A 25,850-nucleotide genomic window follows, 5' to 3' on the forward strand; every position below is an offset into this window, starting at 1 on the left:
ATATCTGCGCCAAGCATAGGGAATCACATCATACGTGATCTGGGAATCCTGAATCTGAAAACACGCGACACGCTCTAAGGCACACCAATCTCAACCGGCCTGCTCCGTAATGGTCCCGCTCAGCAGGCCCCAACCGCACCCAAATCAATAGAAAGAAACACAAATGGCTTCTATATCTGATCGCCTCAGATTAGTGGACAACGTCATTTGGCGGCCTCAAAGCGAAATGCCCACCTGAGGCGCATTGGGGTGTGATCATTCACGGGCTGAGCCAAACCTTCTGCGAAATCTGTGATCTCAGAATGCGGCAACTACTTTCGCGAGGCAGGGTAGGATCCTACACGAAATGAAATCGCTCTAACCCACGTTGCAAGCAATTGTCCCGCCACAACTGACGGAACACGTGAGAAATAATAAAGTTGCATGAACTACGTGTCGAAGACGCAATGAAAGTGCTGCGGAAATGGCGTGCCGCCGGTGTCGATTTGCCCCTTGTCACCCTCGGCCCGCCGCAGCCCCTTTTTCTGCAGTAAGGGCTTTAGGACTGCAGGGATCACGGCTTCGTTGATCGCTGCCCCATAACAGGTGTGCAGACCATAACCCCAGATGATGTAGTCCGAGAACAACCGGTCGGTGCGGAACGATTTAGGATTTGGGATCTCATAGCGGTCAAACATTGCCGACAGCGTGGCGGCGAAAACCATCTGGCCCTTGTCAATGCGGGTCTGGCGCAGTGTGCCTTTGCCAACCACCGTATTGCGCCGTGCGCGGCGATAGACGACCGGATTATGGGGGTTGAATCGCAAAGCCTCCCAGATGCAGTTGGCCATCGTGGCATCGTCCCCCTCGATTGCTGCGCGTTGCGTGCGGCGCAACATTTCGGGGCGGCGGAGCAATTCGTCCAAAGCCAAACAGCTGGCTTTTGATATGGTCGGGATCGCGCCGATCAAAATACCAAGCAAATTATTACGGATGCCCAGATCGCTCATGCCCGGTGTACCAGCGGCCTGCAATGCAAGACACCGGCTGAGGATCGTGGTTGCCCCATCAGGCGACGCTTTTTGTTTGGCCACAGCCCCATCGAGATACGCGCGCATCGCTGCCGCGTTGCGCATCGCTTTGGCGTCTAGGTCGGGGTCGGCTCCCAAATCACCAAAGAGGTACCAAAACAGCGTAGTGGTCCAGTCTTGCATCTCGGCCTCGGTGCCGCCCACACCAAAATATGTGGCGGTCATGTCCCACGGCACATGTAACGTCAGGTCCTGCGGCAGGTCGATCACCCCGCCCGAGGCTGCAACCCGCTCGGCGGCGACCTTTTGCGCGCGCGGTAGCACGATCTCAGGCACATCCGTCATACGCCCGGCCAACCGCATCGATGACGTGTCACGGGTGTAATCCCATCCCGGCTGCATGCCCAAAAAAAAGTTATCCCCGTCTGTAAGTTTGCGCATCCGCGGCTCATAGACGACTTCGAAATCTTCGTTACGGTTCAGCACGTCCAGCACATCGGCCCTCCGGGTCACCACCGCTGTGCCAGTATTGTCATAGGATTTTATCAGCTTGCGACCTAGCGATAGGTTGGGCCAGAAGCCGCGCATAAACTGAAAGATCATCACTTGCGTCGATGGTGCCGTCAAAAAACCGCGCAATCCTGCCTTGCCCTCACGTGACAAAACGCCCGTGCCTTTGATGAGCAGCCAGAACAGTGCCTGGAACCCTTCAACGAGCGTTATCAAAAAGTGCCAGATGGTGGAAAAGAAATCCTTTATTCGAGACATCTCAGGTCGGGTCCACAAGGCCCATGGCGAGCATCCGCAGCGCTACCATGGAGGGGATGAAAAAATACTCGCCGCCGCGGCACTCCACAAAGGTTTTCAGCTTGGACATGATATACGGCGGCTTGCCAGAACTGGGGTGAGAGGCAATCGTAAAGCGTTTGTGATGCGCGTGATCGCCCAGCAACGGGCATGTGTTGTTACCCTGATTGAAGTCCAGTCCGTATTGGATCCACTGCTGTTGGACGAACTCGAATTGGCGCTCGATGCTGGTGCCCATGATCAGCATGATAACGCCCTGCTCGGTTTCGTCGTCCTTGTGGTCGAAGTTCGGCGGCCCATAGGGCAGCCCGCGCCGTAGAATTCGCCGCCGTTTGTTCAGTGCCGAACTAGCATCGGCGTTGGTGGGCTGTTCACCCGTCTTGGCGTTGAAGCCCAAAGTGTTCAGCGGATCTAAATAGTCACGGGTATTCACCCGCCGCAGATGCGAGCCCACGGGGCACTTGAACCCGGCCATATCATCGCCATACCGAAAATCCGATGCCTCGGGCGAGCGTATGTACTCAAGCTGCGCCTTCCACGCGGGGATCGTTTTTAGCATGGCGCCGGTCTTTGGGTCACGCCAGCCCTTATCTTGCCCGAATTTAATCCAATCGGCGTGGTCGGGCACCAGCGTCAAAGGCACACCGTCCGACCATCGGCCGCACATCTTGGCCAGAAGCGTGTCGCGGGCTTCTTCGACTGGGATGTCCATCGCTTTGGCAAATTGCGCCGTCTCTTCGTTGATGACCTCATGAAAGGTGCCCACGTTCTCGTGCAGCTTGCGATAGGCCATGAAAGTGCCGTCATAAGTGAACTCTGGCGGTCTTGCGGCGGGCGGCAGCTCTTGGCTTTCGTCTGGGTGACCCAAGATGAATTCGCCCGTTTCAAGCGGCTGCCATTCGCGATTTACACGCTTGCCCCGGCCCAGAACGGCAGTCTTTTCCTTTTCTGGAGGAAGTTGACCCTCAAAGACAGGATCGCCGATACCATCCGAAAAGCCCAGATGCTCTTTGGGCGTGGGCAGTAGGGCGCCGTCGAAATCGTCAAAGATGGCAGAGGCTTCTTGATATGGCAGATCGCCGTTGCGGCCATTTTCGCGGATCAGATGAATTCCATCATTTGAATCGTCCGCAAGCGCCATCAGCCAGTTGGTGCGGGCCTCGAACTCGGGGTCCGGAACGTTGACCCTGTGCTCAGATATGGGCTGAGCATTAATCGACACCCAGATATGCACGTCCTTGGCGCCGTTAAGACCAACCTTACGGTTGCCTTGCCAAATAGGATCCCAATCCTTGTCCCAGTTCGGATCCTCGGCCTCGGTTTTCGTCGAGTCGCGGTCACCCAGCATACTCGCGCGTGCGCGCATCCCGCCAGAAAAGACCGTTGGCATACCCTGTAGCGTACGGATCGGCACCTCCAGCGAATAAAGCCCCATGAAAGTGAATCCTATATTCGTGGTGCAACGCGGCTTTTCTTCCTCCGTGCTCCAGCGGGCAGAGGTGGTCACCTTCTGGCGCACCGCCTCGACGAAGTCGCGCCCCGCTTGAGCCTTGCGGATACGGAAAAAGAAGTAACGTGCAAAGGGAAAGCTGAAGCGGCCATAGGCGCGCGTGACATTGCCTTGGATATCGCTCAGGTTCAGGATCTGGGTCATGACACAGCACCCCTTTCGCCAGGGTTGCGCAGGGAGCAGGTCACCGCTGGCGGTTGCGTCGGGGCGTTGCGGTTCGATGGTGCGTGGGTCTTCAGGAAGACACCGAAAGCGTCGTGCAAATCCGTGGCGCTCTTGCCTTGGGCCTCGATCGTAAAGTCCGCGAAGGCTTGCTGCACATAAAGGCCCTTTAGCACCGAGGGTAGGTCGTCATACTCACCCGGTGCGAGCGGCTTGTTGCCATTGACGATGACAAAACGATATGCGCCAAAGGCCGCCACTGCGGTAATTACAGCACCCAAGGCTGTTAGAGTAAGGGTATTATACCCCCAAAGTGTAAAATGCCCAAAGATACGCGCCGCCAATGCGGTCAGCGTGAAAAGCGCCGGGATCGCGATGGCTGCTGCCAGCGGGACCACCGGCAAGTTGTTAAACTTGGGCAGCTTCAGGTAGTAATCATGAAAGGGCATAGTGGTTTCAATATGGCAACGTTCAAGATAGCGGCCGAAGCTCTTTTCATCAGTGACATTGTCAGAAAAACCTACGCAATTGCAAAAGATCGCTTGAAGCTCAGCCTCCATTGTTTCCCAGAGCAGCGCCGCATAAGCTAATCGAACCTTCTTTTGCGCCTCTGGACTAAGCGTCTTGGGCAGCGGGTCGCCGTCCTTTTCAATGGCGTCAATATCGGCGGCGAAAACCAGATAGGAACAATTTAACTGGTCCATCGGGTTGGGGTTCACCGTGTCGATGCCCCGTGCCACGTCGATCAGCGGGTTCATCCAGTTCCGCCCGTTATAGACAACATCATTCAGCACGAACATGCGCACTAGATGGGTGCGCAGGTTGCGCGAAAACGGACTGTTATACTTCGCGTTAATGGTAGCAGGCGACTGGTGCGGCGGCGGCAGCTTGGCAAGTTCGATGCGCACGTTCTGTTCGTAAGAGGTGGGCGAATTGACGGGCGCTCCCTCGCGGATCGGGACGAGGAAGTTCAGAAACAGGTGACCGGTGTCAAGATCAGGCATCAGGTGTCTCTCCTTCGGCGCGTGTCTGGTCAAATTTTTGTTGCGCCCTGTTTACATAGGCCTCGCGGTTTACGTCGGCGCGCTCTGTGTCCAGGCTTGCGACGGGGCCGAAACCTGGCTCGCCTAGATCATTCTGTGTTTTTAGCAGGGCTGCGCGATAGGCTGTGGCGAAGACCTCTGGTCCCTCGGCATAAGCCTTCTCCAGCTCTAGCACTGCATCATAGACCCGCAGCCCGGCTTTTACATCGCGCTGCGCAGACCCTGGCGTGGCATTGTAGTAATAGTCTGTGTTGACTTGGTTGTGGGTGATGTATGTCTTGAAGCCTGTCACGGGGATCGACAGCGGGTATTTCGTGGCCGAATACCAGAACATGTTCAGCCCGTTGGGAATGCCGTCCGAGAACGCGTCGATATATTGGTCCCATGTGCCATTGAAGTTCGAGCAGAACAGCATGTAGTCGTTCTGTAGTTGAGGCTTGCCCTGGCCAAGATCTGGCCACTGGTCGCGCTTTATGATGACCCAGCGGGCAAAGTGGATAATTGATAGACCCAAAAGCCCCTTCAGTCGGGCGGGCAACCCCCGTGATGCCATGAAGATAAGTCTGTTGGCCCAGGTCCGGTACGGCTTGCTCGGTGTTATGACATTCATTGCATAAGCTTTGCCAGCGAGGTTCGACATGGTGACCTCCAAATTTTGCCCCCGGTTTCCCAGTAATATGCTGGCAGGGGTATTTCTCGTTATGCGTGCATGAAGCCGCATCGACTCGGCTTTTGTCAAAAGGTATTTCTGTTTTCTTGCATTAAGGCGCTGCCTCTGTTGCAAACATGGACGCCCAGACTGCTCAATCTGGCACCCCGTCACCCAGGATGGCCTGCGCGCGGCGCCACAGATTGTCTGACAGGCTCCGCAGCGTTCCGAGAATGCTGCGGAAATCGGCGTCATAGGAGAAGTCTGCGCAGCGCGCTTCCAGTGTGACGGCAGGCTCAGGCGGCAGGCTTTGCTGCCCTGTCAAAAGATCAGCGCATTGCATCAGGTCGTCTGGATCAAGCCGGTACTCGTAAAGCGCGTCGGCCAAGATGCCGAGCTTCTGCGTGCCGTCGCTGCTAAAGGCGATGTTGCGGACGGTGCCGGAAAAACCCACAACCCGCTGATGCAGCATGCCCGAGGTGCTGTCCCGCAGCTCGACCTCTGCGCCCTTGAGAATCGCGACCCAGCTGCGCGCGCCATCAAGCGGCAGTACATCCATTCCGTTACGCCAAGCATAGCTGTGCTGCCGTTCAACCAAGGGCGAGATGGCGATGCGGCGATCATCGCTGGCGCTGGCCAGCAGCTCGCCGTCAGGCGAAAAGGTCAAATCGTTCACTGGGGCGTTGTGACGGGTCAGGGTGCGGCGGCGGGTGGCCGCAAGGGGCGCGCCCTCAAGTTCCCATAGATGCACAGAGCCATCCCAAGTGCCTGCGGCCAACCGCAGCGTAGGGGTGGCCGTCACCGCCAGTGCGGCGACGGGCGCGCCGTGCTCCAACTTGGCCAACAGCGCGCCGGTGGCGACGTCCCACAACCGTACGGTGCCGTCCCAGCTGGCGCTGGCCAGGGCGGGCGCGGAATCAGCGCGGGGCACGACGGCCAGTGCCGATACGGCGGCATCATGGGTCAGGCGGAAGATTTGTGCGCCGCTGGGCACTTGCCAGAGCCGTATCTCGCCAGCCCAATCGCCGCTAGCCAAGTGATCACCCGTGAAGGTGAGGGTAGTGACGGCTTCGCGGTGCCCCTCCAGTGCGGCGATCAGTTCACCCGTGTCAGGGTCGCTCAGATGCACGGGCCCGTCCCAGCCCGCGCTGGCTAAAAGTTGCCCCCCATCGCTGAAAGCCAGTGCGGCCACCGGGCCACCCTGAGCAACGAGCTGTCGCCCCTCAGCGCTGCCTGAGATGGGCACTACCGTGACCTGTCCTTGGCCAGTGCCGAAGGCCAACTGGTCGCCCCCAGACGAGAGCGCGAGCACCGTGGCCTCCGCCGTGCTGGGGATCGCCAGACGCAGCGTCGGGTCGCGGGTGGCATCACCTGCGTCATAAAGGCTGAGGCCTGAGCCAATCGCCGCCGTCACCAGCAGCGGGCGCGTCGCTTCGGTGCCGATCAGCCGGGTGCCCACCCCAAGAGCACGCGGCGCAGGAACACCAGCGCAATCGGGCGCAGTCTCATCGGGCAGCGCCCAAAGCAGCATTTGCCGGTCATGTCCGACCGAGACCAGCCGCAGACTGTCACCGGCCAGGAAACGCGCCTGCGTGACAGGCCCTTGGTGGCCGGTCAGGAAACGCTCTTTTTGCAGTGCATTCACCGCGTTATTAAGGGCAAGCTGCGCACGGGGCAGAACTGGCCCATCGAAGGCTTGGTTGACGCAAACCGCACGCTGGGCCAATTCCACACTTTGCCGGGGGTCGGTTTGCAGCAAGCTATTGGCCTGCATAGCCATGTCTCGGGCCCAAGAGTCACGCTGCAGTGCTGTGACCTCGCTTTCCTCGATCAGCGCATAGCCAAGGAAAGTCGACAGCAGTAGCAGCACGCCCGCAACGGTGATGCGCCGCCGCCATAGCTGCCGCTTGCGTGACGCCTCGCTCGCCTTGATGAACGACCGGGCACGACGCACGCGCGCGTCATCGGAATCAAGGCCGCCCGACTGCCACAGATCCACCGCCTGAGCCAGCCGGACGCCGCGCCACAGATCGTCGGGGATCCGCCCGCCGTCGGCCCAGGCATTGGCTGCCGCTGTCAGTTGCTGGCGTAACAGGAAGGTCGCGCGCTCTTCATCGATCCATTGCCGTAACGACGTCCAATGCCGGAACAGCGCCTCATGTGCGACCTCGACCATCTCGGTGCCGTTTTCGATCCGGGGGATCAGCAGGCGCCGTCTGCGCAGGGTATCAAGCTGGTCGTGCACCGGACGCAGCAACTCTGAATCCCAAGCCGCGGGCTCGCGGGTATAGTGCCCATCTTCCCCCAGTCTTACCATCTGCAGAAAGGCGCGCCGTAATGCGTCTGCCTTGCCCAGCTTCTGCGCCCGGTTCAGCACCGCCTGCGCCTCGGTTGAGAGCGCGCCAACCACGCCACCCAGGCTTTGATAGGCTTCCACCGTCAAAGTGCCTTGTTCATGGCATTTTTGCCAGAGCAGCCACAGCATATAGGCAACGAGCGGCAGCGCATCAGGCGAGGCGGCGTCGTCGAGGATTTGGCGCACAAGCCCAGTCTCCAGCGTCACTGCGCCCAGTTGCGCGGGTGCTTCGATGGCCTTCTGAATGCCCGCCACCGAAAGCGGCCCCAGTGACATCGTCTCAAAGTCCATCTCCAGCTTGGCGTTAAGCTGCTGAAATGCGTCGAAGAAGTCCGAGCGCATCGTCACGAAGACCATCAGCGGGGTGTCCGGCACCTCAAGCGAGGCCTGTAATAGCCGCAGAAAGCGCAGCGCCTGCACACCGCCGTCCCGATCACTGTCGGCCAAAAGCTCTTCGAACTGGTCGATGACCAACAGCACGCGGGCGTCGGGGCGCGCGGTGGTCTCGCGCAACCGCTCGGCGGCGTCGATCAGCGGGGTCGCCGGGGGAGGCCGTCCGCTCGGCGTGCCGACCCCACAGATCTGGCGCAGATCCTCCAAGCTCCAATCAAGGAAAGAGCGTAACTGCGGGTCGGCATTGTCGCGTTTTTCCTCGCGCAGCGTCTCAAGCAAGGCCACCAACCGCAACAAGCCGCTGTCCGCCGCTGTCGGGCTCGGGGGCTCCGGCGTGGATTTATCGGTCTCTTTTGATGGTTTCTGTATGCCGTCTGGGACGGTTGGGCCTGCGTCCCCAGAAGGTGGCGCAGGCGTCCAGGCCTCCAGCGCGGCGCGCCAGGCCCTCACGGCGGTTGGTGCGTCCTCTTCGGTGTCCGCGCGCAGCCGCTTGGCCAGGGTCTGCGCCAAGGCGCCATAAGGGTCGTGGCCGGGTCGGAACGGGTCAACCACGATCCAGTGGTCATCCTGTTTGCGCAGGCGTGGCAACAGACCAGCGCGCGTGAAGGACGACTTGCCACTGCCCGAAGCGCCGAGCACCATGATCAACCCCGGCGCGCCCCGATCCAATAAGGCCAGACCTGCGCGGATCTCGGCCTCGCGCCCGAAGAAGACGGCGGCGTGCCGTTCTTCATAGGGCGACAGGCCGGGATAGGGGCACTCGCGCGGGTCCCAATCGCCCGACAGCCCCAACACGTCCATCCGATCCAGCCGGTGCCACAGCCGCTGGTAGCCCTCAGGCTTGTCACGGCGCAGGTCGATATATTGCTTCTCCTCTAGAATCGAGGGCAGCTGAATGGTCCCGGTATAACCCTCGCAGAACAGGGTGATGATGGTCTTGCCCTCCATTCGCGCGAGAGCGATCTCGGCAAAGCACCATTCCGATTGCAGGTAGGCATCGGTGCAGAGGGCGATGACCACGCGGCAGGCACGCAGCTTGCGATAAAGCGTGCGTTCCCAGCTGCGGCCAGCCTCGATGCCCTGCGTGGGGTCGAAATCAAGGAACACACAGCTGTGCTTGGCGTCTTGCTCAAGTTTGCGGCGCAATTCTTCGGCAGCGACGTTGTCTTTCGAACTGTGGCTGATGAAGATTGTGCTCATCTTGGTATCCGGATTACCGTAACTGCCATGTTCAACAGTCTTCGTAGAAGTTGTCGGTGGCGCGCGCGAAAGCTTCATAGAAATCGGGCACAGCTATGCCGCGGCGATCAAGCGCGGTCTTGCAGAGATGCACCAAGAACTGTTCGGGCAGACGTACCGCCAAGGCAGCAGGTGCCGCCCCGTCGATGATCGCCAGCGCCATACGCGCAGCGATCTCGCCCTGCTCGAATGGCGAAGAAGACACAGTCAGCATCGCCCCGTCCTGCCCATTGGTCCAGCCGAGGCCCAGCACCGGCACAGCGGCGTTGGCCTCGGTCCACTGCATGACCTGCGCGGCGGGCCGCACAAACGCCTCCCCGGGGGCAGCGCGCACTTGCTGATAGTTGGTCAGCAGCAAAATATCCGCCTCTTGTTCGGCGCGCGCAACCGCGGCCTGCCAAGCATTGAAGGTCTCGACCTGGACAGGGGGCAGCCAAACCAGCGGTGCCCAGTCAATGGTTTCAAAAAAGGGGATTTCGGCGGTGATCGAGGCCGATAGATCGCCAATGAACTGAACCTGCATGGGGCCATCCCGTGGGGGCAGGGTGGTGCCCATGGCCAGCAGGGTTTCGCGAATGGCAAGCAGCGGCTTGCGCTCCAAAATACCGGTGACGTTGGGATTGTTCCCATAGTAGACTTCCGGCTCGGCGTTGACGCCGCCATAGACCACTGCGATCTCAGTCTCGTCCCCGGCATAGTGCATACCCACCAGTTGCTGTGCCACATCGTCAAACAGGACCAGCACATCGGGTTGCGCCTCGTCGATAGCGCGATTGGCGAGGTTGGTGGCAGTGCGGCGAAAATCTGCGTCAGTGTGATTCTTGAGATCCATATAGTGATAGAGCACTGCCACATCACGTCGTGTCTCAAACTCCCGTTCAAGGCCCTCGTTGATTGCCACAACCCAGTCGTAATCGGTGTTATAGCTGTGAATGACCAGCACGCTCCCCATCTGGCTGCGCTGGATGTAGACCACCGTGAAGAAGGCCAGCAAAAAGGCCAGAACCGCCGCTATTCTAAGGCCTTGCCACACCATCAGATCAGATCCAGCCAGGACCAGAAGAACAGGCAAGCGTAAAGCGCGCCTATTCGTAGGGCGATGAGCAGCAAATTGGCCGCAACCATGCGGCGCGCGTCGCAAACCTGCTCAAGCCCGCAGGCCGCCATATCATTACGCAGTTTCAGAAAGTAAGAGCTTTGGTAGGGAAAGATGAAAGTGTCCGACATCGCCAGGATGATAAATCCCACGACCCACATGGACATGCCCTGATCGTCGGCCAATGGGAACAGTGCTGTCGCCATCAGCACGACTGTGACGCCGGTCGGCAGGGCCAGCCTGACGGTCAGGATTACGGCCGCAACCAGTATTAAAAACAGCGGCAGATCATCCTGCATATAGTCACCCAGCCAAGACAAATTGGCGATAACAAAGCTGTCGAGCCCCACAGAATACGCGATGGATACCCAGCCCACGATAGCACCGATATAGACAAGTACGGGCCAGTCGATCTGGCCGCGGAGGCTATCGCGGCCCAGCGAGCCCAACAGCATCAGTGTCACGAAAACGGCCAGCGCCACCCAAGGGAAATCCACCCGGTGCAGCGTCTCGGTGAGAATGCCCGCCGCCATGGCAAGTACGGCCAGTGCCACCACCCATTCGGCGGACTTGATCGGCCCTAGCATTCGTTGCTGTTCGCGTAGAATATGTTTGGGCACCGAAAAGCGCCGCGCGCCGCGAAAGATCACTGCCGAGACCAGCATGAAGGCCACAAGCATTAGCACACCATAGACCGAGGCCGCCCAGAACCACGACCCCCAATCAAAGGCGAATTTGGTCTGCGGGTCCAGCAGGCCATAGACGATCAAATTGGGCACCGAGGCAGTCAGGAAGATTGGCACCAGCAGCGCGGCGCCCGCAAGCAGGCTATAGATCAGCCGATTGGCATAGCGGTCCCTATCGCCTGCCTCTGAAATCCCGATCAACTCGATCAGCACGGGCGCAACAATGCTGACCCGTCCAACGACGGAAGGTATGATGGGTGACAGTAACGCACCCAGCCCAAAGAGGCTGGCGTTATAGCCGAGCTGCGTAGGTGGTGCTTTGACCAGCAGCCACAACGCCAGCCGGTAGGTCAGACCTGATGACATCATTACTGCGCCCAGCCCAAAGACACTCAGGCACATAAAAAAGCTCTCGGATCGAAAGCCCGACAGCGCTTCTTCCGGGGTAGCCACTTCCAGTAGGATAACCGCCAATGCAGCAAAAAGCGGCGGTACATATTCCGGCAGCGGGGTAAACAACCACATACAGACGCTGACGGCCAGGATGGCCAAAAAATCCGTCCCTTCAGGGCCGAGGTTCAGCGACGGGACCAGCAAATAGACAGCAATGGGCGCTGCGATCGCCAAGAGCCAGCCAAACGTGTCCCGCGCTGCGCCCTTTGCCGTTGGTTCGGACAGCGCATCGCGGTGGGGCTCGGCGATGCAATCCGTTTCGAAGCGCGCAGCATAAGCATTGAAAAAGGCCTCGCGCACGGGCGTGTGCTCTGCGGTCAGGTCGGCAAGTACCCGGGCTGGTAGGGCGATCAGATCAGCGTCCTGCACGGCGCGTGCAGTGTCAGAGTAGCGTGTCGCGCCCAACAGCGCCTCTGCGCCAATTGGGCCACTCGCCCGTTCGGCAGTGCGCCCCTTTTCTGGCGCACCGTCTTCTAGCCGCAGCGTGCCGCTCTGTAAAAGATAGACGGCGGCAGCCGGCTCGCCCGCGCTATAAAGCGTCTCGCCAGCGCTCAGGTGTCGCCGCGTGGCATGGGCCAGAAGGCTCGCCAAGCGTATCCCCGGCACTTGCCCGAGAATCGGGTCGTCTATCAGCATCTTTGAAGACACGTGTAGCGGCGCGTCCTGTCCCGGTTCTGGTCCCTGCGCCACGTCTTGCGCCTGTCCTACCACCCTAGCCATCGGCGCGCACCGTAATGCGGTAAAGCGGCCGCGTCACCGGCCCCACATGGGTTGGGAAGTGCCCGATCAGCGTGATCTCGGACGCCCCGCATGTCTCAAACAGCGTCAGCGCGTTTTCGGGCAGATGCGCGTCCCAAGTATAGCCCGGCGGCGGGGTCTCGGATCGCAATGCCAGTTCGACGAAGATCACCGGGATTTTCTCTAGCACCGTGCGCATCAGTTCCTGCACATGGGTTAGGCCGTGGGTCTCTATGATATGGTGCAACACACTGAAGAAGAAGGCTACGTCATAGGTGCCCGGCGCGATATCATCAACCAAGCTGTGGGTTAGCGCAGCCTGCTCGAAACGCACCTCGCCCGGTGTGAAGCACTGCATCATACGGCACAACGCGACGTTGCGCTCTAGGATGTCGATGCCGTGGCCCACCATGCCGCGATCTACGAAATAGAGTGTGTTGTACCCCAGCGAGCAGCCCACATCCAAAAGGCGCTTCCCTGTGATATCGGGACCTAAGGCGGCATGAACCGCCGCGCAGCGGTCGTCGCAGCGCCGAAGCGGCGGGATGCTCTGGCCGTGGGGGTAGTTGTAAAGCGGCTGGTAGACGTTTTTGCCCTGCCGTAGCAGCGCCTCCACCTGCGCGACCAACTCTGCCTGACTCTGTAGCCCTGACTCTGTCATATTGGGTGCGCCCGCTCAATCCCGGGCTCGGGCCCACTTTGCCCTTGCAGACGCGCGCCGACCAGACGGCGCCCCTCGCGCAGTTCGATCACGAGATCGGCATCGACCATGTTGACGCGCACATGATGGATGACGCTAGGCGCCAGCGCCTCGTCCCAAAAGGCTTGCATCTTGGCGGGCTCATAGCCCAACCGGCCCTGGCTGCTGGCGCGCAGCCGCGCCTCACGGGCAAAACGCCACTCTTTCAATAGTGGCAGCGGTACGTCCAGATAAACCAGCATATCAAGACGCCGCGCCAGCACGTCATATCCGGGCAGGCGTGATCCGATCATCGCCCCGTCGAAGACGCAGATGTCGGGGGGCTGCTCAAGTACTTCATCGGGCAGCGGAGCGTCACTGCCCAGATCATAGCGCGGTATGTGAAGTGGCGCCGCGCTCCGGTCGATCTCACTCAGAACCTGGGCGATGCGGTCCGTGTCATGGCTGCCTGGCAGGGTACGCCAAGGCAGACCGCGGTGCGCGCGTACTTCGGCGCTATAGTAAAAGTCGTCGATGGACAGGCTCAGGCATCGCGGCGTGGGCGCGACACTCGCCGGCAGCAGGTCGGCCAATAGGGCGCTTAGCGTCGTCTTGCCCGCGCCGGGCCCGCCTGCCAGGCCGATGACAAAGGGGCGCGCGCGGTCTTCGATGCGCGGTGTTAGATAGCGCATCAGCGGCAGGGCGAGTTCCGTCAGAAAGGCGGTATCAGGGGTCGCGATCCCAAGGTGTGTCATCCGCGCCTCGAACAGTGCCAAAAGGCGCGGGCACAGCGCGGCGCGTGCCCGGCGTTCGGCAGTATCGGGCGCGCCACCAAACAGCGCTAAGTCCATCTCCGAGGGCGCGGTCGGTCCACCCTGTGCCGCTGCCCGCATCATTGTCTTACCCCAGCGCCGCGTGCAGGTATGCAGTCGCGGTAAAGCTGCAGGCTGGTCTCAAAGAGCTGATCTGCTGCCTCAGCCGAGCAATAGCGCGCGATCACCTCTGGGTCATCGTAAAGCACATCCATGTAGAGCGCGCGGTTAAAATCCTGGAACCCCGCTGCGTCAAAGGCGCGTGTGAACAGCCACGCAAGATAGCGCCGCCGCTCCTCGGGCAGGCCATGCGGTACGAAGAACCCGCGATAGCGAAAGAAAGGTCCGCATTGCGTAACTGCGCCATTGTCGAAGGCAGCGGTATCGCCCAGCCGGTCGCGGAACTTGGCCGTGACATAGCGCTCGGGTAGCAGTGTGAAGATGGGCTTCAGAAGACCGCCTTCCAGCAGGCGGGCGATATCGCCGGGCTGTTCGATCAAAAGGTCCGAGCGGGCGGGGTCGTCCTCGGGCCGGAACAGCGAGAAATAGCGCTCTGGCCCACTCTCGAAGCCAACGATGCTTAGCGGAGCGGCGGCCTCGCCCTCGACCCCGGGGTCGACCTTAGCCGTCAGATCGTTGGCAGCAATGAAATGACCAATCAGGAAGTCTTCAAGACCTGGGGGGCCGCCCGCCTCGCCGAAGTTGGCGATGATCTGGGTAGGAGCGCCCGAGGTGCGGGCATAGGCGACGAACTCGGCCAGTGAGCTATAGCGGGCGTCATCGCTGCGAATATAGATCTGGCTGGGCGTAATCTGCGACAGGCTCAGCGGTACCAACGGTGCGCTGTCGCCCCCTGTTTCAGCCAGAAAGCTGGCATAGTTGTCGTTTAACTGGATGATATTGTAGCCGTTGGGCGGCAAGCTGTGGAAGAATTCCAGCGCGGCGCTCAGGTTGCCGTCGGACTTGAACAGAAGGTTCACCTCGATACCTAAAGGCTCGCCTTGTGGGTCTGTCAAACCGGCTATGGCCTGTGCGATTTGCTGGCTTAGCGGCAGGGCGCCCGACATTGCGCCGCGCGGGATCAGGATATTGATCGGCTGGTCTGGAAAATCTGCGGGGCGCGGCACTGGTGATGCATCGCACAGATAGGGCACGGTTTCGGCATCGGCGATAGCCGAGGTGGCGATGGCAGCGGTACAGCAAACAAAAAAACCCAGCGCCCCCGCGTGCTGGGCCCGACAAAGGAACGGCGAAAGGGTGCGCCTGAAGGCATTCAAAGCTGGTCTCATCCGCAGCGATCTGGGCAAACACATCCATCCAAGTTGCTAGTCCGGCCCGGTTTAATCAGTTTAAGCTTTTATATTTTCATAAGACTCTTGTAAAAATTGAAATAGGTCAAGTATATTCGTTCTTAGATTGTGCATCGGATGAGACGCGGTGCATACATTAAATAGTTCCCAAGTCAATTTCAGCGCCAACATAAGGGCTTGCATTTGCAGCATCAATTACAGCCCAAGATTGACAGGCTTCGTCATATCCGGGTTAGCTTGACTTAAGGTCATGTGAAAGAAAGGCGGGTTAGCACCGCCGTTAGCCTCTCAACTGCGGAAGGAAGGACACTGGACATGCCCAAACCTAACTACAGGCAGATTTTTCTGGGAGGGCTGACCGCCACCTTCATCCCAGCATCTGTCGCCGCCAACGGATATCAGAACCTGCATCAAAGCGCGACAGGCATGGGCACCGCCTATGCGGCCAATGGCGCTGCCATTGACGATGTGTCGGCGATCTTTTCCAACCCGGCCTCGCTTGCCCGGTTCGATGGTTGGCACGTTTCGGCTGGAGTGACGCTAATCCTTCCCACCGACAGCTTTGAGAATCTCACCGCCACCACGTCGTCTGGTACGCCAGTAACCGATGGCGATCCGGCGGTACCCACCCAGTTCCTAGATACAACGGTATCAGGCTACTGGTACATCTCGCGTAATATCAACGACCGGCTCTATGCAGGGCTGTCCTTTAACGCGCCTTGGGCCACAGCTTCGGACTATACTGATACGGCGGCCTCGCGCTATACCGCGACCACGACAGAGTTGACCGCTTACACACTCAGTCCGATGCTGGCCTACAAGATTAATGACAAGCTAAGTGTGGCGACGGCATTGAACGTCCAATATTATGCTTCGACCTTCGCTACGAACCTTCCTGCTAATCCGAATGCACCCGACCGCACCACCGATGCCTCGGCAGAGTTTACTGGAGACAAACTGGCCTTCGGCGCGTCGCTGGGGGTCGAGTATCAGGCCAACGACTGGCTACGGCTGGGTGCTTCTTACCGCAGCGCGATCGAACATGACTTTGACGGCGAAGTGCAGCTTTCAGGCCCTGCTGCGACGCTTGCCGGCTTCGGCGTCGCCACGACCGGCAGCGCCGATTACGCGATCTCGACACCCTGGATGCTGCAATTGGGTGCCCATGGCCAGGCGACCGACAAGCTAGAACTTTTTGGCTCAGCCACCCTGACCGGGTGGAGCGAATTCACGGACACAGTGATCACAACCTCGAACCTGGGCACGCTGACGGTGCGCAATGACTGGGACGACGCCTGGTATGTGGCCATCGGTGCGGGCTATAAGGTCACGCCGCGCACGAAGATCTTCAGCGGGGTGGCCTATGACCAGACACCGACCCCCACCGAGGTCCGCAACCCCCGTGCGCCTAATGCTGACCGGTATTACGTAGGACTGGGATTGTCGCATCAGTTCACACCGAGCAGCACCCTCAAGCTGGGCTATGCACACACCTTCTTTGACGATGCCCGCATTGCGCTGACGAACGATACGAACCCAAACCGCGGCGCGTTGAACGGCGACATCAAGATCGATGCCGATATCTTCATGGTGCAGTACATCCACACTTTTTAGGCATAGGCGGGTTGAGCACGGTCGGGAGAGCCTATGACGACGCGCGAAGACGAATACCTTGAGCAACGACTCAGCAATCAGATCAACTGGTACGATCGCAAAAGCGCCGCCGCTCAAGCCAGCTATAAGCGGTTGCGGCTCTTTGAAATCATCGCCGCCGCCACCATCCCCTTTCTGGCCGGGCTCACCGACAGGCACCCCGCAATCACCGTGGTAGTGGGCGCGCTGGGGGTGCTGGTGGCGGTGCTAGCCGGGATGATGGGGCTTTTCCGCTTCCAAGAAACCTGGACCGAATACCGCGCTGTGGCTGAGACCCTCAGTCAAGAAAAGTATCTCTACCTCGCCGGAACTGGACCCTATCATGACGACGAGGAGAGGTTCGAACGGCTCGTCGAACGGACCGAGGCCATTTTATCTTCCGAGACATCGGGCTGGGCGACAGCGATGCGTGCTGGGGTCAAACACGACGCTGCGGCGCGCGCCAAGGCGGCGTCCTAATGCGTACCCCTACATGTTGGCTGGGTCAATGATGTGCACCTGTGCGCCTGCTGCATCGCCGCGACGGGCGAAATCAGCGGTCCCCCCGGGGCCGTCGCCACCCTTGCCGTCCCATAGTAACAGCATATGCAGTGTCCCCTGCCCCGGGCTTTGGCTCGCCTTAAACGCGCGCGCGATCATGCGCGCGTTACAGTCGGCAAAAGGGCTCTTATACGGGTCAGTTGGTGTGGCGGGCACGACATGAGCGTATGCCAACAGCCGTTCAAAACGTGCGGGCCAGTTCAATTCGGGCTCGCCTTGAACAGATGTTTCAAGGAAGGCATCGACCGGCAGCGCCAGCACGATCTCCAATCGGGCGCCCAATTCCAGACAGGCCTCGGCAAAAAGAATATCACCACCCCGCGCACCGCCACAGATGCACAAGTCCCCCGATCTAACGCCCCATTTGCGCAAAATCGCGCTAATCGCATCTTGCGCCTGCAATACCTTATCAGCTGGAAAGCGCGGGGCTGTGCGGTCCGGCGCATCAGTCATATGGCCGCTAAACAGCACGGTCTTGGCAGGTTCAGTCATTGGCATAGCCTTCTTAGCGGGCAACGGGGCGCAAAATCATTGACAGCGAATTGTGCCACAGGATTGAATTGCACGCAAAGACACACGTATAGAGCGAAAAACCCCAAGGCATTCCCGTAAGCGCCGCACGTCACCTCACACGGCCCCGCCGCGCGCGGCCCAAATCGTAAGGAAAAGACGATGACACCAGAACTGGAAGCACACCTTTTCGGACCCGGCCCCAAACGCATTCTGGCGCTGGATGGCGGCGGGATCCGGGGCATCTTGACCTTGCAGATGCTCAAGCGGATCGAGGCAATGATACGGGTCCAGATGGGGCGCGACGATGCGGTGCTGTCCGATTACTTCGACCTGATTGGCGGCACATCGACGGGTGCGATCATCGCCTCGGCTCTGGCGCTCGGCTGGACGGTGGAGCGTGTCGACGAAGTCTACCGAGAGTTTGGCAGTGATATCTTCCGATCCAGCTTCTTCCGCCGCGGGCTGTTGCATCCAAAGTTTTCGGCCAAGGCTATTCGGGACGGACTCAAGAAGAATTTCGGCGATATCCAGTTGGGTGGACCCGAACTCAAAAGCGGTTTGGGGATCGTTGCAAAACGGCTCGATACCGGTAGCACCTGGATCCTGCATAACAACCCGCGCGGCAAATATTTCGGGCTTAAGCCCAGTGGCGGCACTCCCAACAGCGCATATCTGCTGCGCGACGTGGTGCGCGCCAGTGCAGCGGCGCCCACTTTTTTCGAACCAGAGTTGATCCGGGTGACAGACGATCTGCAAGGCGCCTTTGTCGATGGGGGCGTCAGCCCACATAACAACCCCGCGCTGGTGCTCATGATGCTGGCCACCATCCAGGGCTATGGGCTGGGCTGGGCCACCGGTAGCGACCAGCTTCTGATCGTGTCTCTGGGCACGGGCACGAAGGCCGCAACGCTTGACCCGGCCTCGGTGACACGGATGCCAGCGGCAGAGCTTGGCGTGCGCGGGCTGGCCACGCTGATGGCGGACGCAACCTTGCTGAACGAGCTTTTGTTGCAATGGATGTCGTCTAGCCCGACGGCGCGCCAGATCGACGGCGAGGTTGGCGACCTGGGCGGCGATGTGCTGGGCGGCGGACAAGGGCTGATTAGTTATCTGCGATATAACGTGGAATTAGACTCTGATTGGCTAAAGCAAACCTTAGGGCTGGACTATACGGCCACGCAACTCGACTCGATTGCGCAGATGGACAAGCCAAAAAATATCGACGATCTGGCGCGGATCGGCGAGGCGGCGGCCGAACAGATCGAAGACGCCCATTTCGACCCGATTTTCACACCAGGCACGAGGCACAGATGACTGGCGCGGATCTGCCCACCTGCTTTGTGGTGACAGGCTTTGGTCAGAAGACGGACTACCCCACAGGCCGCGTGCTGAACCTTGATCTGACCTTCTCTAAGTTGGTGCGCCCAGCCTGCGACGTAGCCGGTATCAATGCCTTCCGCGCCATCGACGCCAATGTCACGGGCAGCATCGACCTGATTATGTATAGATGGATCTTTGCTGCTGATTACGTAATCGCTGATCTATCCACCCTGAACGCCAATGTGTTTTATGAACTTGGCGTGCGCCACGCGCAGCGCCCCAACAGAACTTTGATTATCGCCGAAGAGATGCTGATGACCCGCGTCCCCTTCGATCTGAGTTCATTTGTGGTGCATCAGTATCGTCATGATGGCGATAAGATCACGCAGGCCGAGCAGGACCGCTTCGTGCCCTTTTTAGCGGATCTTCTACACAAGATGCAGGCCGGTGTGGCCCGCGAGCGTTCGCAAACGCCACCGGTACCCGATAGCCCGATCTATACCTTTCTCGAAGGTATGGTTCCGCCCGACTATCAGCCCAAGGCCGCGCTTGCTGCGCCTGTCTATGTACCGTTAGATGGGCGCGCTACGGCTATAGCTGGCGACGGGGCGACGATTTTCGATCTGATGAAGGCCGCAGAGACCGCCCGCAAAAAAAACGATTTCGATCTGATGATTTCGTACCTGACAAAGACGATTGAGATGGAAAGGGGCGGCGATGACAGCGCTAAGCCCGATCTCTTCTTGATGCAGCAGTTGGTGCTGGCGACCTATAAAGCGGGCGAGCAGCAGGATGACCCTGAGGCCGCGATAGATGCGTTGGTGCGAGCTGAAACGATGCTAGAGCAGCATTGCGCGCCTTGGCTTTCCACCGATCCTGAGACCTTGGGCCTGCTTGGGGCAATCAACAAGCGGATGTACGACCACACCGGCGAGCTGGACTATCTCGACCGCGCGCTCCACGCCTATGAGCGCGGATTTTTCATCAAGCAGGACTATTATAACGGCATCAATGCCGCGTTCATGTATACTCTACGAGCCGGAATCGTATCTGATCGGTTCGAGGCGATTGCCAGCTATGGTCAGGCCAACATGCTGCGGCGTCGCGTGATAACGATCTGCAAAGAGTTGCTGGGCGCGCTCGACGGCAGCGCTGGCCCCGAGGACCGTGAATGGGTCTATGCAACCTTGGCCGAGGCCGCGTATGGCTTGGGCGACATGAATGAGCAACGTAGGCTCGAACGCTGGCTCAATGCTGAAGCCTCAGAATTTGCTCGCTCCAGCTATTACCAGCAGAAAACGCGGCTAACTGAGGCGATAGAAACTTTTGGTAAAACCGATCTGCCGCTGGCGCGGCAAGGCCACCCTCAGGTCATAACAGACCCTGCCAATTCATATTCTATCAAAACAGAGGCCGCCGAACCTGACGGCGCGATCACTATCATCCCCAAAATCGAGCCGGGCCGGAAGGCACGCAGCGTCGAGATCAGCTACCGTATCGAATATAATGATTAACCCGCGATATTCCTATGGGTGCGCGCCATATTAATCCATTGTTATTGCTCAATATAATGCACCTGTCGTCAACGCGAAAAACACCGTGTCTCTGCGGGAAATACGGCTGAAGCTGTGCCATCCGATCTGCGCTCAGCCAGTAAAGATTGCTCATCTAGCCTTCACGGTACAGGAGTCTAAGGCTAGCTTTCATATCCGTCAGGGTTGGCAGATTGCCAGGCCCAGGTGCTTGCTGTCATATCATCCAGCGTGTGTGTCGCTGACCAGCTAAGCTCCGTCTGTGCACGGCTGGGGTCTGCCTGCATCGCCGCGATGTCACCTGCGCGCCGTCCGACTTGCCGGGTGGCTATTTTGCACTGGCTTGCTTTTTCAAAGGCCGTGACCATATCGCGGACGCTGTAGCTTTGGCCGGTGCCGATGTTGAACGGTCGCGCGCCGGTATGCGCTATGGTGTAATCCAGCGCTGCAACATGGGCGCGGGCCAGATCGACGACGTGGATATAGTCCCTCAGGCCGGTGCCGTCGGGCGTATCATAATCGTCGCCAAAAATGCTCAGCGCATCGCGTTTGCCCACCGCAACCTGCGCAATGAAGGGCATCAGGTTGTTGGGGATATCCTTTGGATCCTCGCCGATCCGCGCCGAATGATGGGCACCGACTGGGTTGAAATAGCGCAGCAGCACTGCCGCCGTGCCTGATGTCGCCTTGGCCCAGTTGGTCAGGATTTGTTCCGCCATCAATTTGGTTTGCCCGTAGACAGAGGTCGGCGCGGTGGGGTGGGCTTCGTCATAGGGCAGGTAGACGGGTTCGCCATAGACCGTGGCGGAAGAGGAAAAGATGATGCGTTTGCACCCCGCCCGGTCCATCGCATGTAGCAAGCTGAGGGTACCCGCGACGTTCACATCGTAATAGGCGAGCGGTTTTTCTTCACTCTCCCCAACAGCTTTTAGCCCGGCGAAATGGATCACTGCCTCTGGCCGGAAACCCTGCATGACTTGATCCAGCTTGGCGCTGTCGCGGATGTCGCCGGTATGATCATGCACCGTCCCGTTCGACAGGGCGCGGACGCGCGTCAATACTTCTGGTGTGGCGTTGCTGTAGTTGTCCAGCACGCAAACCTCATGCCCCTGCGCCATTAGTTCCAGCAATGTGTGGCTGCCGATATAGCCCGCCCCGCCTGTGACCAGAACGCGCATCAGAGAATGAAATCTGACGCGGTTAGCGTGGCACCCTGCGCGAAGATTTCCATTTCCGCAACCCCGTCGCCATTGCGATCTACAAGGATGGTAGTATCTCCGCCCGCCACGTCGAGCCGGAGCTGGCCCACATCCCCTGTAAAGCTCTGGACCATATCCAAAGTCTGATTGCCTGATGTGGTCGGGTCCGCATCAAGAGCCGAAAAGTCAATCTTGTCAGTGCCTTGATCGAAATCGGTGATGGTGTCGCTATTTTGCGCTATGCTTTCGCTGACAGCGATGAACACAAATGTATCCGCGCCTGCGCCACCAGTCATCGTATCCGCGCCCAGCCCGCCAGAGATCACATCACGCCCGCTGCCGCCGTCAATCTGATCATTGCCACGTCCGCCGTAGATCGCATCGTTGCCTCCATTTGCATCGATTGTATCATTGCCGCTGCCGCCATGGATCATATCCGCGCCCGTGCCGCCCTGTAGAGTGTCGAAACCAGAACCGCCATAAATGGTGTTTGTCCCACTGGTGGTTGTGATGGTGTCGCTGCCGGACCCGCCTGACAATGTGTCATCGTCTTGGTCGCCATTGATCGTATCGTTTCCGGTGCCGCCTTTGATCATGTCATCGCCAAAGCCACCATTCAGCAGATTGTCCGCAGCATTTCCGATCAGAATATCATCCCCTGCACCGCCAGTCGCGTTTTCGACTTCCGCACCGTTTGCGATGGTAAATCCCCCCGCAACGCCGTCAGCGGCAGAGATAAAACCGCCGCCGCCGATCTCATATTGCAAGGTGGCTTCGCGCAGGTCGATGACGGTATCCTTGTTGCCGTCATAGCGGATCGTATCAGTTCCGCCAGTGTCCCAGATCGCGACCCAAGCATCATCGGTATCGGTCAATATATATGTATCGTCCCCGTTGTTGTGGGTTGTGTTCGCGCCGTAGATTTCCTGTAGTATGGCAATATCCAGCGCCATCGGTGTGGCGGCGTTTCCATCGTTTTCCCAGTCTGACGCCTGATTTTGCGACCAGCCATCATTATAGGACATGACGGTATAGACGCTTTGGTTCAGTCCAAAATCGCCATAGTCGCCGAAGGGGAAATTTGAAAGCGACGGGTTCAATCCGTTAAGGATGCGCGACCCATCATGCGGGTGATCAAGCCCTAAACCGTGCAGCGCCTCGTGGATGATAGTAGAATAGCCAAGCCCGCCCGCTTCAAGGCCACCAGTGGTGTTCCAGCCGTATCCACCAGTGTTGAAAGCACCCATAAGGGCACCGCTATAGTCGCTTCGCGGTGGCTGGTAGAAATATCCTAACAGGCCGCGATCACCCAAATTGGCAGCGACGACCTGAAAATCAGCATTCCTGTCGTTAGTCTCTATAAATGTTAAATTGACATACTGCGATATTGTGGTGAGAGCCGCCATGAATTGCCGCTCTTCATCGTCGCTCCAGCCATATGACCTAACCTCGCCCGATATGGCATTGGCTCTTTCACCGTTCCGAACAAAGTAGACACTGATCTCTGAACCGGAAAGGCTGTTACCACTATCGAGCGTCGCGACGGGAGAATTTTGATCGGGCATGCTGGCTACCTTTACGCAGGACTCTTAACATGTCCTCTTTTCAGGAAAACTATGGCGGAATTTTGTGCATAGTTATTGGCTCAAGCCAAGATCGCGAAAACCTGACCGGAGCAATCCCGCCAATCAATGGCGAGCATAGAGATCCTCATACCGCAGGATATCGTATTCGCCAAGATAGCTGCCCGTCGACATTTGAACTAAGCAAGCTATCGGCGCAATCAATCGCTGTGGCTGCGCCAGACCACAGGCTAGTCGTCGATATCTGATCATTGCCCAGCGAAAGAGACAACGTTTAAATTGTTCGTATTCTAAAGATAACGGTCATCTTGGCCTGTCTTGTGCTCTTCTGAAACTACTTGGAATAGCTTTTACGTGACAGAGCTCGACACCACCGCAGAGAAGAACCGGGGTGATCATTATTAGCGCCCTGTCAGCTTGCCCGTAGCGTTGCGCCGTTTTCGATTTCTGTACGATACCAGTCATAGGTGGCAACAATGCCATCGCGCAGAGCGATTTTTGGTGACCAGCCCAGTCGCGTCAAGCGGCTGCTGTCCAAAAGCTTGCGATCTGTGCCGTCGGGTTTGGTTCTGTCACAGACAATCCGACCGCGAAATCCAACGATATCGGCGATGATATGCGCCAGATTGATGATTGAAATGTCATGCCCCGTGCCCACGTTGATATGGCTGCACATCGGTGGGGTTTGGGCCGTAAAGGACACTTTGTCAAAATCCAGCACAAAGCGCGCGGCCTCTGCCAAATCATCCACATGCAGGAATTCGCGCCTTGGCGTGCCGCTGCCCCAGATGACAACATAGTCAAAACCCGCCTGCGCGGCTTCATGAAATCGCCGGATCAACCCAGGCAGCACATGCGAATTGTCAGGGTGGAAATTGTCGCCCGGCCCATACAGGTTGCAGGGCATCAGGGAGCGGTAGTCGGTGCCGTATTGGCGGTTGTAGCTTTCGCAGAGCGTGATCCCGGCAATCTTGGCCACGGCATAGGGTGCGTTGCTCGGTTCTAGCGGACCGGTCAGCAGCGCCTCTTCCATGATGGGCTGTGATGCATCGCGGGGATAAATGCAGGACGAGCCCAGATTCAACAGGTGTTGCACCCCTGCCTGATGGGCGGCGTCGATCACATTGGTCGTGATTGTCAGGTTGTCGCGGATGAAACTGGCCGGAAAGCTTTCGTTCGCCATGATCCCACCCACCCGCGCGGCGGCGAGAATCACCGTGTCGGGTCGATGCCGCCGTAGAAAGGCGCGGACGGCTGGTTGATCTGTCAGGTCCAGCTCTTGCCGCGTGGCGGTGATCACATCATCGGTGCCCGCATGTTTCAATGCCCGCAGGATCGCGCTGCCGACCATACCTGTATGTCCTGCAACATAGATACACATCGGTCAGCCCTCCACCGGGACGGGCGTGTTTAGCCCGTGAGCATGCAGCAGCGCATGGCGCTGGGCTGTTTTCAAATCTTCGGTCATCATTTCGGCGCAAAGTTCTGGAGCAGTGACTGTTGGTGCCCAGCCAAGCCGCGCCCGCGCCTTAGCGGGATTACCGAGCAGGGTTTCCACCTCTGCCGGGCGAAAATAGCGCTGGTCGATCCGCATGATCACATCGCCCACCCGCACATGCGGGGCGCGGTCGCTGTTCACGGCGGTGACCTTTGCGATTTCATCCAGACCCACACCTGAGAATGCGATTTTCAACCCCAGCTCCGCCGTGGCCCAGCGGATGAAATCCCGCACCGAATATTGTACGCCCGTGGCAATCACGTAATCCTCTGGCTGATCCTGCTGCAACATCAGCCACTGGGCGCGGACATAATCGCGCGCGTGACCCCAATCGCGCAGCGCATCAATATTGCCCATGTAAAGGCAATCCTGCAGACCCATCGCGATATTGGCGAGGCCGCGCGTGATCTTGCGGGTGACAAAGGTTTCGCCTCGCCGCGGGCTTTCATGATTGAACAGAATGCCGTTGCAGGCAAAGATCCCGTAGGCTTCGCGGTAGTTCACACAGCTCCAATAGGCATGCAACTTGGCCACGCCATAAGGGCTGCGCGGGTGGAACGGGGTCGTTTCGCTTTGAGGTGTCTCGCGGACCAGACCATAAAGTTCCGATGTTGCGGCCTGGTAAAACCGGGTCATGTCTTGCAGTTTCAGAAAGCGGATCGCCTCAAGCAGGCGAAGGGTGCCAAGCGCGTCCACCTCTGCCGTATATTCGGGGGCTTCGAAACTGACGGCGACATGGGATTGCGCGCCAAGGTTATAGATTTCATCCGGCTGCACCTCTGCCAATATCCGGGTCAGGCCAAGGCTGTCAGTCAGATCGCCATAGTGCAGAATGAACCGGGCGTCATCGGCTTGCGGGTTTTCGTAGATGTGATCAATACGGTTGGTGTTGAACGATGACGCGCGGCGCTTGATCCCGTGCACCTCGTATCCTTTGGCCAGCAGCAGCTCAGCCAGATAAGATCCATCCTGACCGGTGATCCCGGTGATAAGTGCGCGCTTCCCCATGATGACCCTTTCAGACGTTGTTAACCAACACCTGTCTCAGAGGTCTTAATACTGCGTTAAC

General features: G+C 58.8%; 19 protein-coding genes. 4 read left to right on the forward strand and 15 right to left on the reverse strand.

The window, feature by feature from the left end; genetic code table 11:
• Positions 1-428: 428 nt before the first annotated feature.
• From ACJ5NV_RS15205 to ACJ5NV_RS15250, 10 genes are all read right to left on the reverse strand, one after another.
• Positions 429-1,778 carry a cytochrome P450 gene (locus ACJ5NV_RS15205; RefSeq protein ID WP_411645052.1) on the reverse strand — a complete coding sequence of 450 codons (1,350 nt, stop codon included), beginning with the start codon at positions 1,776-1,778 and terminating at the stop codon, positions 429-431.
• 1 nt (position 1,779) lies between these two features.
• Complete coding sequence (locus ACJ5NV_RS15210) at positions 1,780-3,471, reverse strand: Dyp-type peroxidase (RefSeq protein ID WP_411645054.1); 1,692 nt, start codon at positions 3,469-3,471, stop codon at positions 1,780-1,782.
• A complete protein-coding gene (locus ACJ5NV_RS15215; RefSeq protein ID WP_411645055.1) occupies positions 3,468-4,493 on the reverse strand; it encodes a hypothetical protein in 1,026 nt (341 codons plus the stop codon). The genes ACJ5NV_RS15210 and ACJ5NV_RS15215 overlap by 4 nt, the downstream gene beginning before the upstream one ends.
• Complete coding sequence (locus tag ACJ5NV_RS15220; RefSeq protein WP_411645057.1) at positions 4,486-5,172, reverse strand: hypothetical protein; 687 nt, start codon at positions 5,170-5,172, stop codon at positions 4,486-4,488. Before ACJ5NV_RS15220 ends, ACJ5NV_RS15215 begins: the two co-directional genes overlap by 8 nt.
• 163 nt (positions 5,173-5,335) lie before the next feature.
• A complete protein-coding gene (locus ACJ5NV_RS15225) occupies positions 5,336-9,130 on the reverse strand; it encodes an nSTAND1 domain-containing NTPase (RefSeq protein ID WP_411645059.1) in 3,795 nt (1,264 codons plus the stop codon).
• Between the two features lie 31 nt (positions 9,131-9,161).
• On the reverse strand, positions 9,162-10,205 hold the full coding sequence (locus tag ACJ5NV_RS15230) for an ABC transporter substrate-binding protein (RefSeq protein ID WP_411645061.1): 1,044 nt from the start codon (positions 10,203-10,205) through the stop codon (positions 9,162-9,164).
• On the reverse strand, positions 10,205-12,124 hold the full coding sequence (locus ACJ5NV_RS15235) for an SLC13 family permease (protein ID WP_411645062.1): 1,920 nt from the start codon (positions 12,122-12,124) through the stop codon (positions 10,205-10,207). The genes ACJ5NV_RS15230 and ACJ5NV_RS15235 overlap by 1 nt, the downstream gene beginning before the upstream one ends.
• Positions 12,117-12,803, reverse strand: a complete 687-nt coding sequence (locus tag ACJ5NV_RS15240) for a class I SAM-dependent methyltransferase (protein WP_411645064.1) — start codon at positions 12,801-12,803, stop codon at positions 12,117-12,119. Before ACJ5NV_RS15240 ends, ACJ5NV_RS15235 begins: the two co-directional genes overlap by 8 nt.
• The gene (locus ACJ5NV_RS15245; RefSeq protein WP_411645066.1) at positions 12,800-13,717 is read right to left on the reverse strand and encodes a hypothetical protein; all 918 of its coding nucleotides are present in this window, start codon (positions 13,715-13,717) and stop codon (positions 12,800-12,802) included. The genes ACJ5NV_RS15240 and ACJ5NV_RS15245 overlap by 4 nt, the downstream gene beginning before the upstream one ends.
• Positions 13,714-14,910, reverse strand: coding sequence for a type 2 periplasmic-binding domain-containing protein (locus ACJ5NV_RS15250; protein ID WP_411645067.1), 1,197 nt, complete (start codon positions 14,908-14,910; stop codon positions 13,714-13,716). The genes ACJ5NV_RS15245 and ACJ5NV_RS15250 overlap by 4 nt, the downstream gene beginning before the upstream one ends.
• 348 nt (positions 14,911-15,258) lie before the next feature.
• Between ACJ5NV_RS15250 and ACJ5NV_RS15255 the strand changes: the two genes are divergently transcribed.
• Together ACJ5NV_RS15255 and ACJ5NV_RS15260 are read left to right on the forward strand one after the other, a co-directional pair.
• Complete coding sequence (locus ACJ5NV_RS15255) at positions 15,259-16,557, forward strand: OmpP1/FadL family transporter (RefSeq protein ID WP_411645069.1); 1,299 nt, start codon at positions 15,259-15,261, stop codon at positions 16,555-16,557.
• A 33-nt stretch (positions 16,558-16,590) separates the two neighbouring features.
• Entirely contained in the window at positions 16,591-17,055 is a 465-nt protein-coding gene (locus ACJ5NV_RS15260) for a DUF4231 domain-containing protein (RefSeq protein ID WP_411645071.1), read from the forward strand.
• Between the two features lie 9 nt (positions 17,056-17,064).
• On the opposite strand, the gene ACJ5NV_RS15265 is transcribed toward ACJ5NV_RS15260, so the two are convergent.
• Positions 17,065-17,628, reverse strand: a complete 564-nt coding sequence (locus tag ACJ5NV_RS15265; RefSeq protein ID WP_411645073.1) for a hypothetical protein — start codon at positions 17,626-17,628, stop codon at positions 17,065-17,067.
• A gap of 180 nt (positions 17,629-17,808) precedes the next feature.
• On the opposite strand from ACJ5NV_RS15265, the gene ACJ5NV_RS15270 reads away from it, so the two are divergent.
• Together ACJ5NV_RS15270 and ACJ5NV_RS15275 are read left to right on the forward strand one after the other, a co-directional pair.
• Complete coding sequence (locus tag ACJ5NV_RS15270) at positions 17,809-18,963, forward strand: patatin-like phospholipase family protein (RefSeq protein ID WP_411645074.1); 1,155 nt, start codon at positions 17,809-17,811, stop codon at positions 18,961-18,963.
• Positions 18,960-20,483 (forward strand): tetratricopeptide repeat-containing protein, encoded by a 1,524-nt coding sequence (locus ACJ5NV_RS15275; RefSeq protein ID WP_411645076.1) that lies wholly within the window; start codon positions 18,960-18,962, stop codon positions 20,481-20,483. The genes ACJ5NV_RS15270 and ACJ5NV_RS15275 overlap by 4 nt, the downstream gene beginning before the upstream one ends.
• Before the next feature lie 182 nt (positions 20,484-20,665).
• Here ACJ5NV_RS15275 and galE read toward each other — a convergent pair whose 3' ends face one another.
• From galE to gmd, 4 genes are all read right to left on the reverse strand, one after another.
• A complete protein-coding gene (gene galE, locus ACJ5NV_RS15280) occupies positions 20,666-21,679 on the reverse strand; it encodes a UDP-glucose 4-epimerase GalE (protein ID WP_411645077.1) in 1,014 nt (337 codons plus the stop codon).
• Positions 21,679-23,265 carry a M10 family metallopeptidase C-terminal domain-containing protein gene (locus tag ACJ5NV_RS15285; RefSeq protein WP_411645078.1) on the reverse strand — a complete coding sequence of 529 codons (1,587 nt, stop codon included), beginning with the start codon at positions 23,263-23,265 and terminating at the stop codon, positions 21,679-21,681. Before ACJ5NV_RS15285 ends, galE begins: the two co-directional genes overlap by 1 nt.
• Before the next feature lie 430 nt (positions 23,266-23,695).
• The gene (locus ACJ5NV_RS15290) at positions 23,696-24,664 is read right to left on the reverse strand and encodes a GDP-L-fucose synthase family protein (RefSeq protein WP_411645080.1); all 969 of its coding nucleotides are present in this window, start codon (positions 24,662-24,664) and stop codon (positions 23,696-23,698) included.
• 3 nt (positions 24,665-24,667) lie between these two features.
• Positions 24,668-25,789: a GDP-mannose 4,6-dehydratase gene (gmd, locus tag ACJ5NV_RS15295; RefSeq protein WP_411645082.1), complete on the reverse strand. Its 1,122-nt coding sequence runs from the start codon at positions 25,787-25,789 to the stop codon at positions 24,668-24,670.
• Positions 25,790-25,850: the final 61 nt, after the last annotated feature.

Origin of the sequence: Loktanella agnita (assembly GCF_046640325.1) — a bacterium.
GTDB classification, from domain to species: Bacteria; Pseudomonadota; Alphaproteobacteria; order Rhodobacterales; family Rhodobacteraceae; genus Yoonia; species Yoonia agnita.

Bases quoted from the DNA above. Each gene is read 5' to 3' on its own strand.
- ACJ5NV_RS15270 (WP_411645074.1), top strand. From the start codon at position 17,809: ATGACACCAGAACTGGAAGCACACCTTTTCGGACCCGGCCCCAAACGC.
- ACJ5NV_RS15220 (WP_411645057.1), bottom strand. From the start codon at position 5,172: ATGTCGAACCTCGCTGGCAAAGCTTATGCAATGAATGTCATAACACCG.
- ACJ5NV_RS15240 (WP_411645064.1), bottom strand. From the start codon at position 12,803: ATGACAGAGTCAGGGCTACAGAGTCAGGCAGAGTTGGTCGCGCAGGTG.
- ACJ5NV_RS15205 (WP_411645052.1), bottom strand. From the start codon at position 1,778: ATGTCTCGAATAAAGGATTTCTTTTCCACCATCTGGCACTTTTTGATA.
- ACJ5NV_RS15275 (WP_411645076.1), top strand. From the start codon at position 18,960: ATGACTGGCGCGGATCTGCCCACCTGCTTTGTGGTGACAGGCTTTGGT.
- ACJ5NV_RS15290 (WP_411645080.1), bottom strand. From the start codon at position 24,664: ATGTGTATCTATGTTGCAGGACATACAGGTATGGTCGGCAGCGCGATC.
- ACJ5NV_RS15225 (WP_411645059.1), bottom strand. From the start codon at position 9,130: ATGAGCACAATCTTCATCAGCCACAGTTCGAAAGACAACGTCGCTGCC.
- ACJ5NV_RS15230 (WP_411645061.1), bottom strand. From the start codon at position 10,205: ATGGTGTGGCAAGGCCTTAGAATAGCGGCGGTTCTGGCCTTTTTGCTG.
- ACJ5NV_RS15285 (WP_411645078.1), bottom strand. From the start codon at position 23,265: ATGCCCGATCAAAATTCTCCCGTCGCGACGCTCGATAGTGGTAACAGC.
- ACJ5NV_RS15255 (WP_411645069.1), top strand. From the start codon at position 15,259: ATGCCCAAACCTAACTACAGGCAGATTTTTCTGGGAGGGCTGACCGCC.
- galE (WP_411645077.1), bottom strand. From the start codon at position 21,679: ATGCGCGTTCTGGTCACAGGCGGGGCGGGCTATATCGGCAGCCACACA.
- ACJ5NV_RS15260 (WP_411645071.1), top strand. From the start codon at position 16,591: ATGACGACGCGCGAAGACGAATACCTTGAGCAACGACTCAGCAATCAG.
- ACJ5NV_RS15245 (WP_411645066.1), bottom strand. From the start codon at position 13,717: ATGATGCGGGCAGCGGCACAGGGTGGACCGACCGCGCCCTCGGAGATG.
- ACJ5NV_RS15215 (WP_411645055.1), bottom strand. From the start codon at position 4,493: ATGCCTGATCTTGACACCGGTCACCTGTTTCTGAACTTCCTCGTCCCG.
- ACJ5NV_RS15235 (WP_411645062.1), bottom strand. From the start codon at position 12,124: ATGGCTAGGGTGGTAGGACAGGCGCAAGACGTGGCGCAGGGACCAGAA.
- ACJ5NV_RS15265 (WP_411645073.1), bottom strand. From the start codon at position 17,628: ATGACTGAACCTGCCAAGACCGTGCTGTTTAGCGGCCATATGACTGAT.
- gmd (WP_411645082.1), bottom strand. From the start codon at position 25,789: ATGGGGAAGCGCGCACTTATCACCGGGATCACCGGTCAGGATGGATCT.
- ACJ5NV_RS15210 (WP_411645054.1), bottom strand. From the start codon at position 3,471: ATGACCCAGATCCTGAACCTGAGCGATATCCAAGGCAATGTCACGCGC.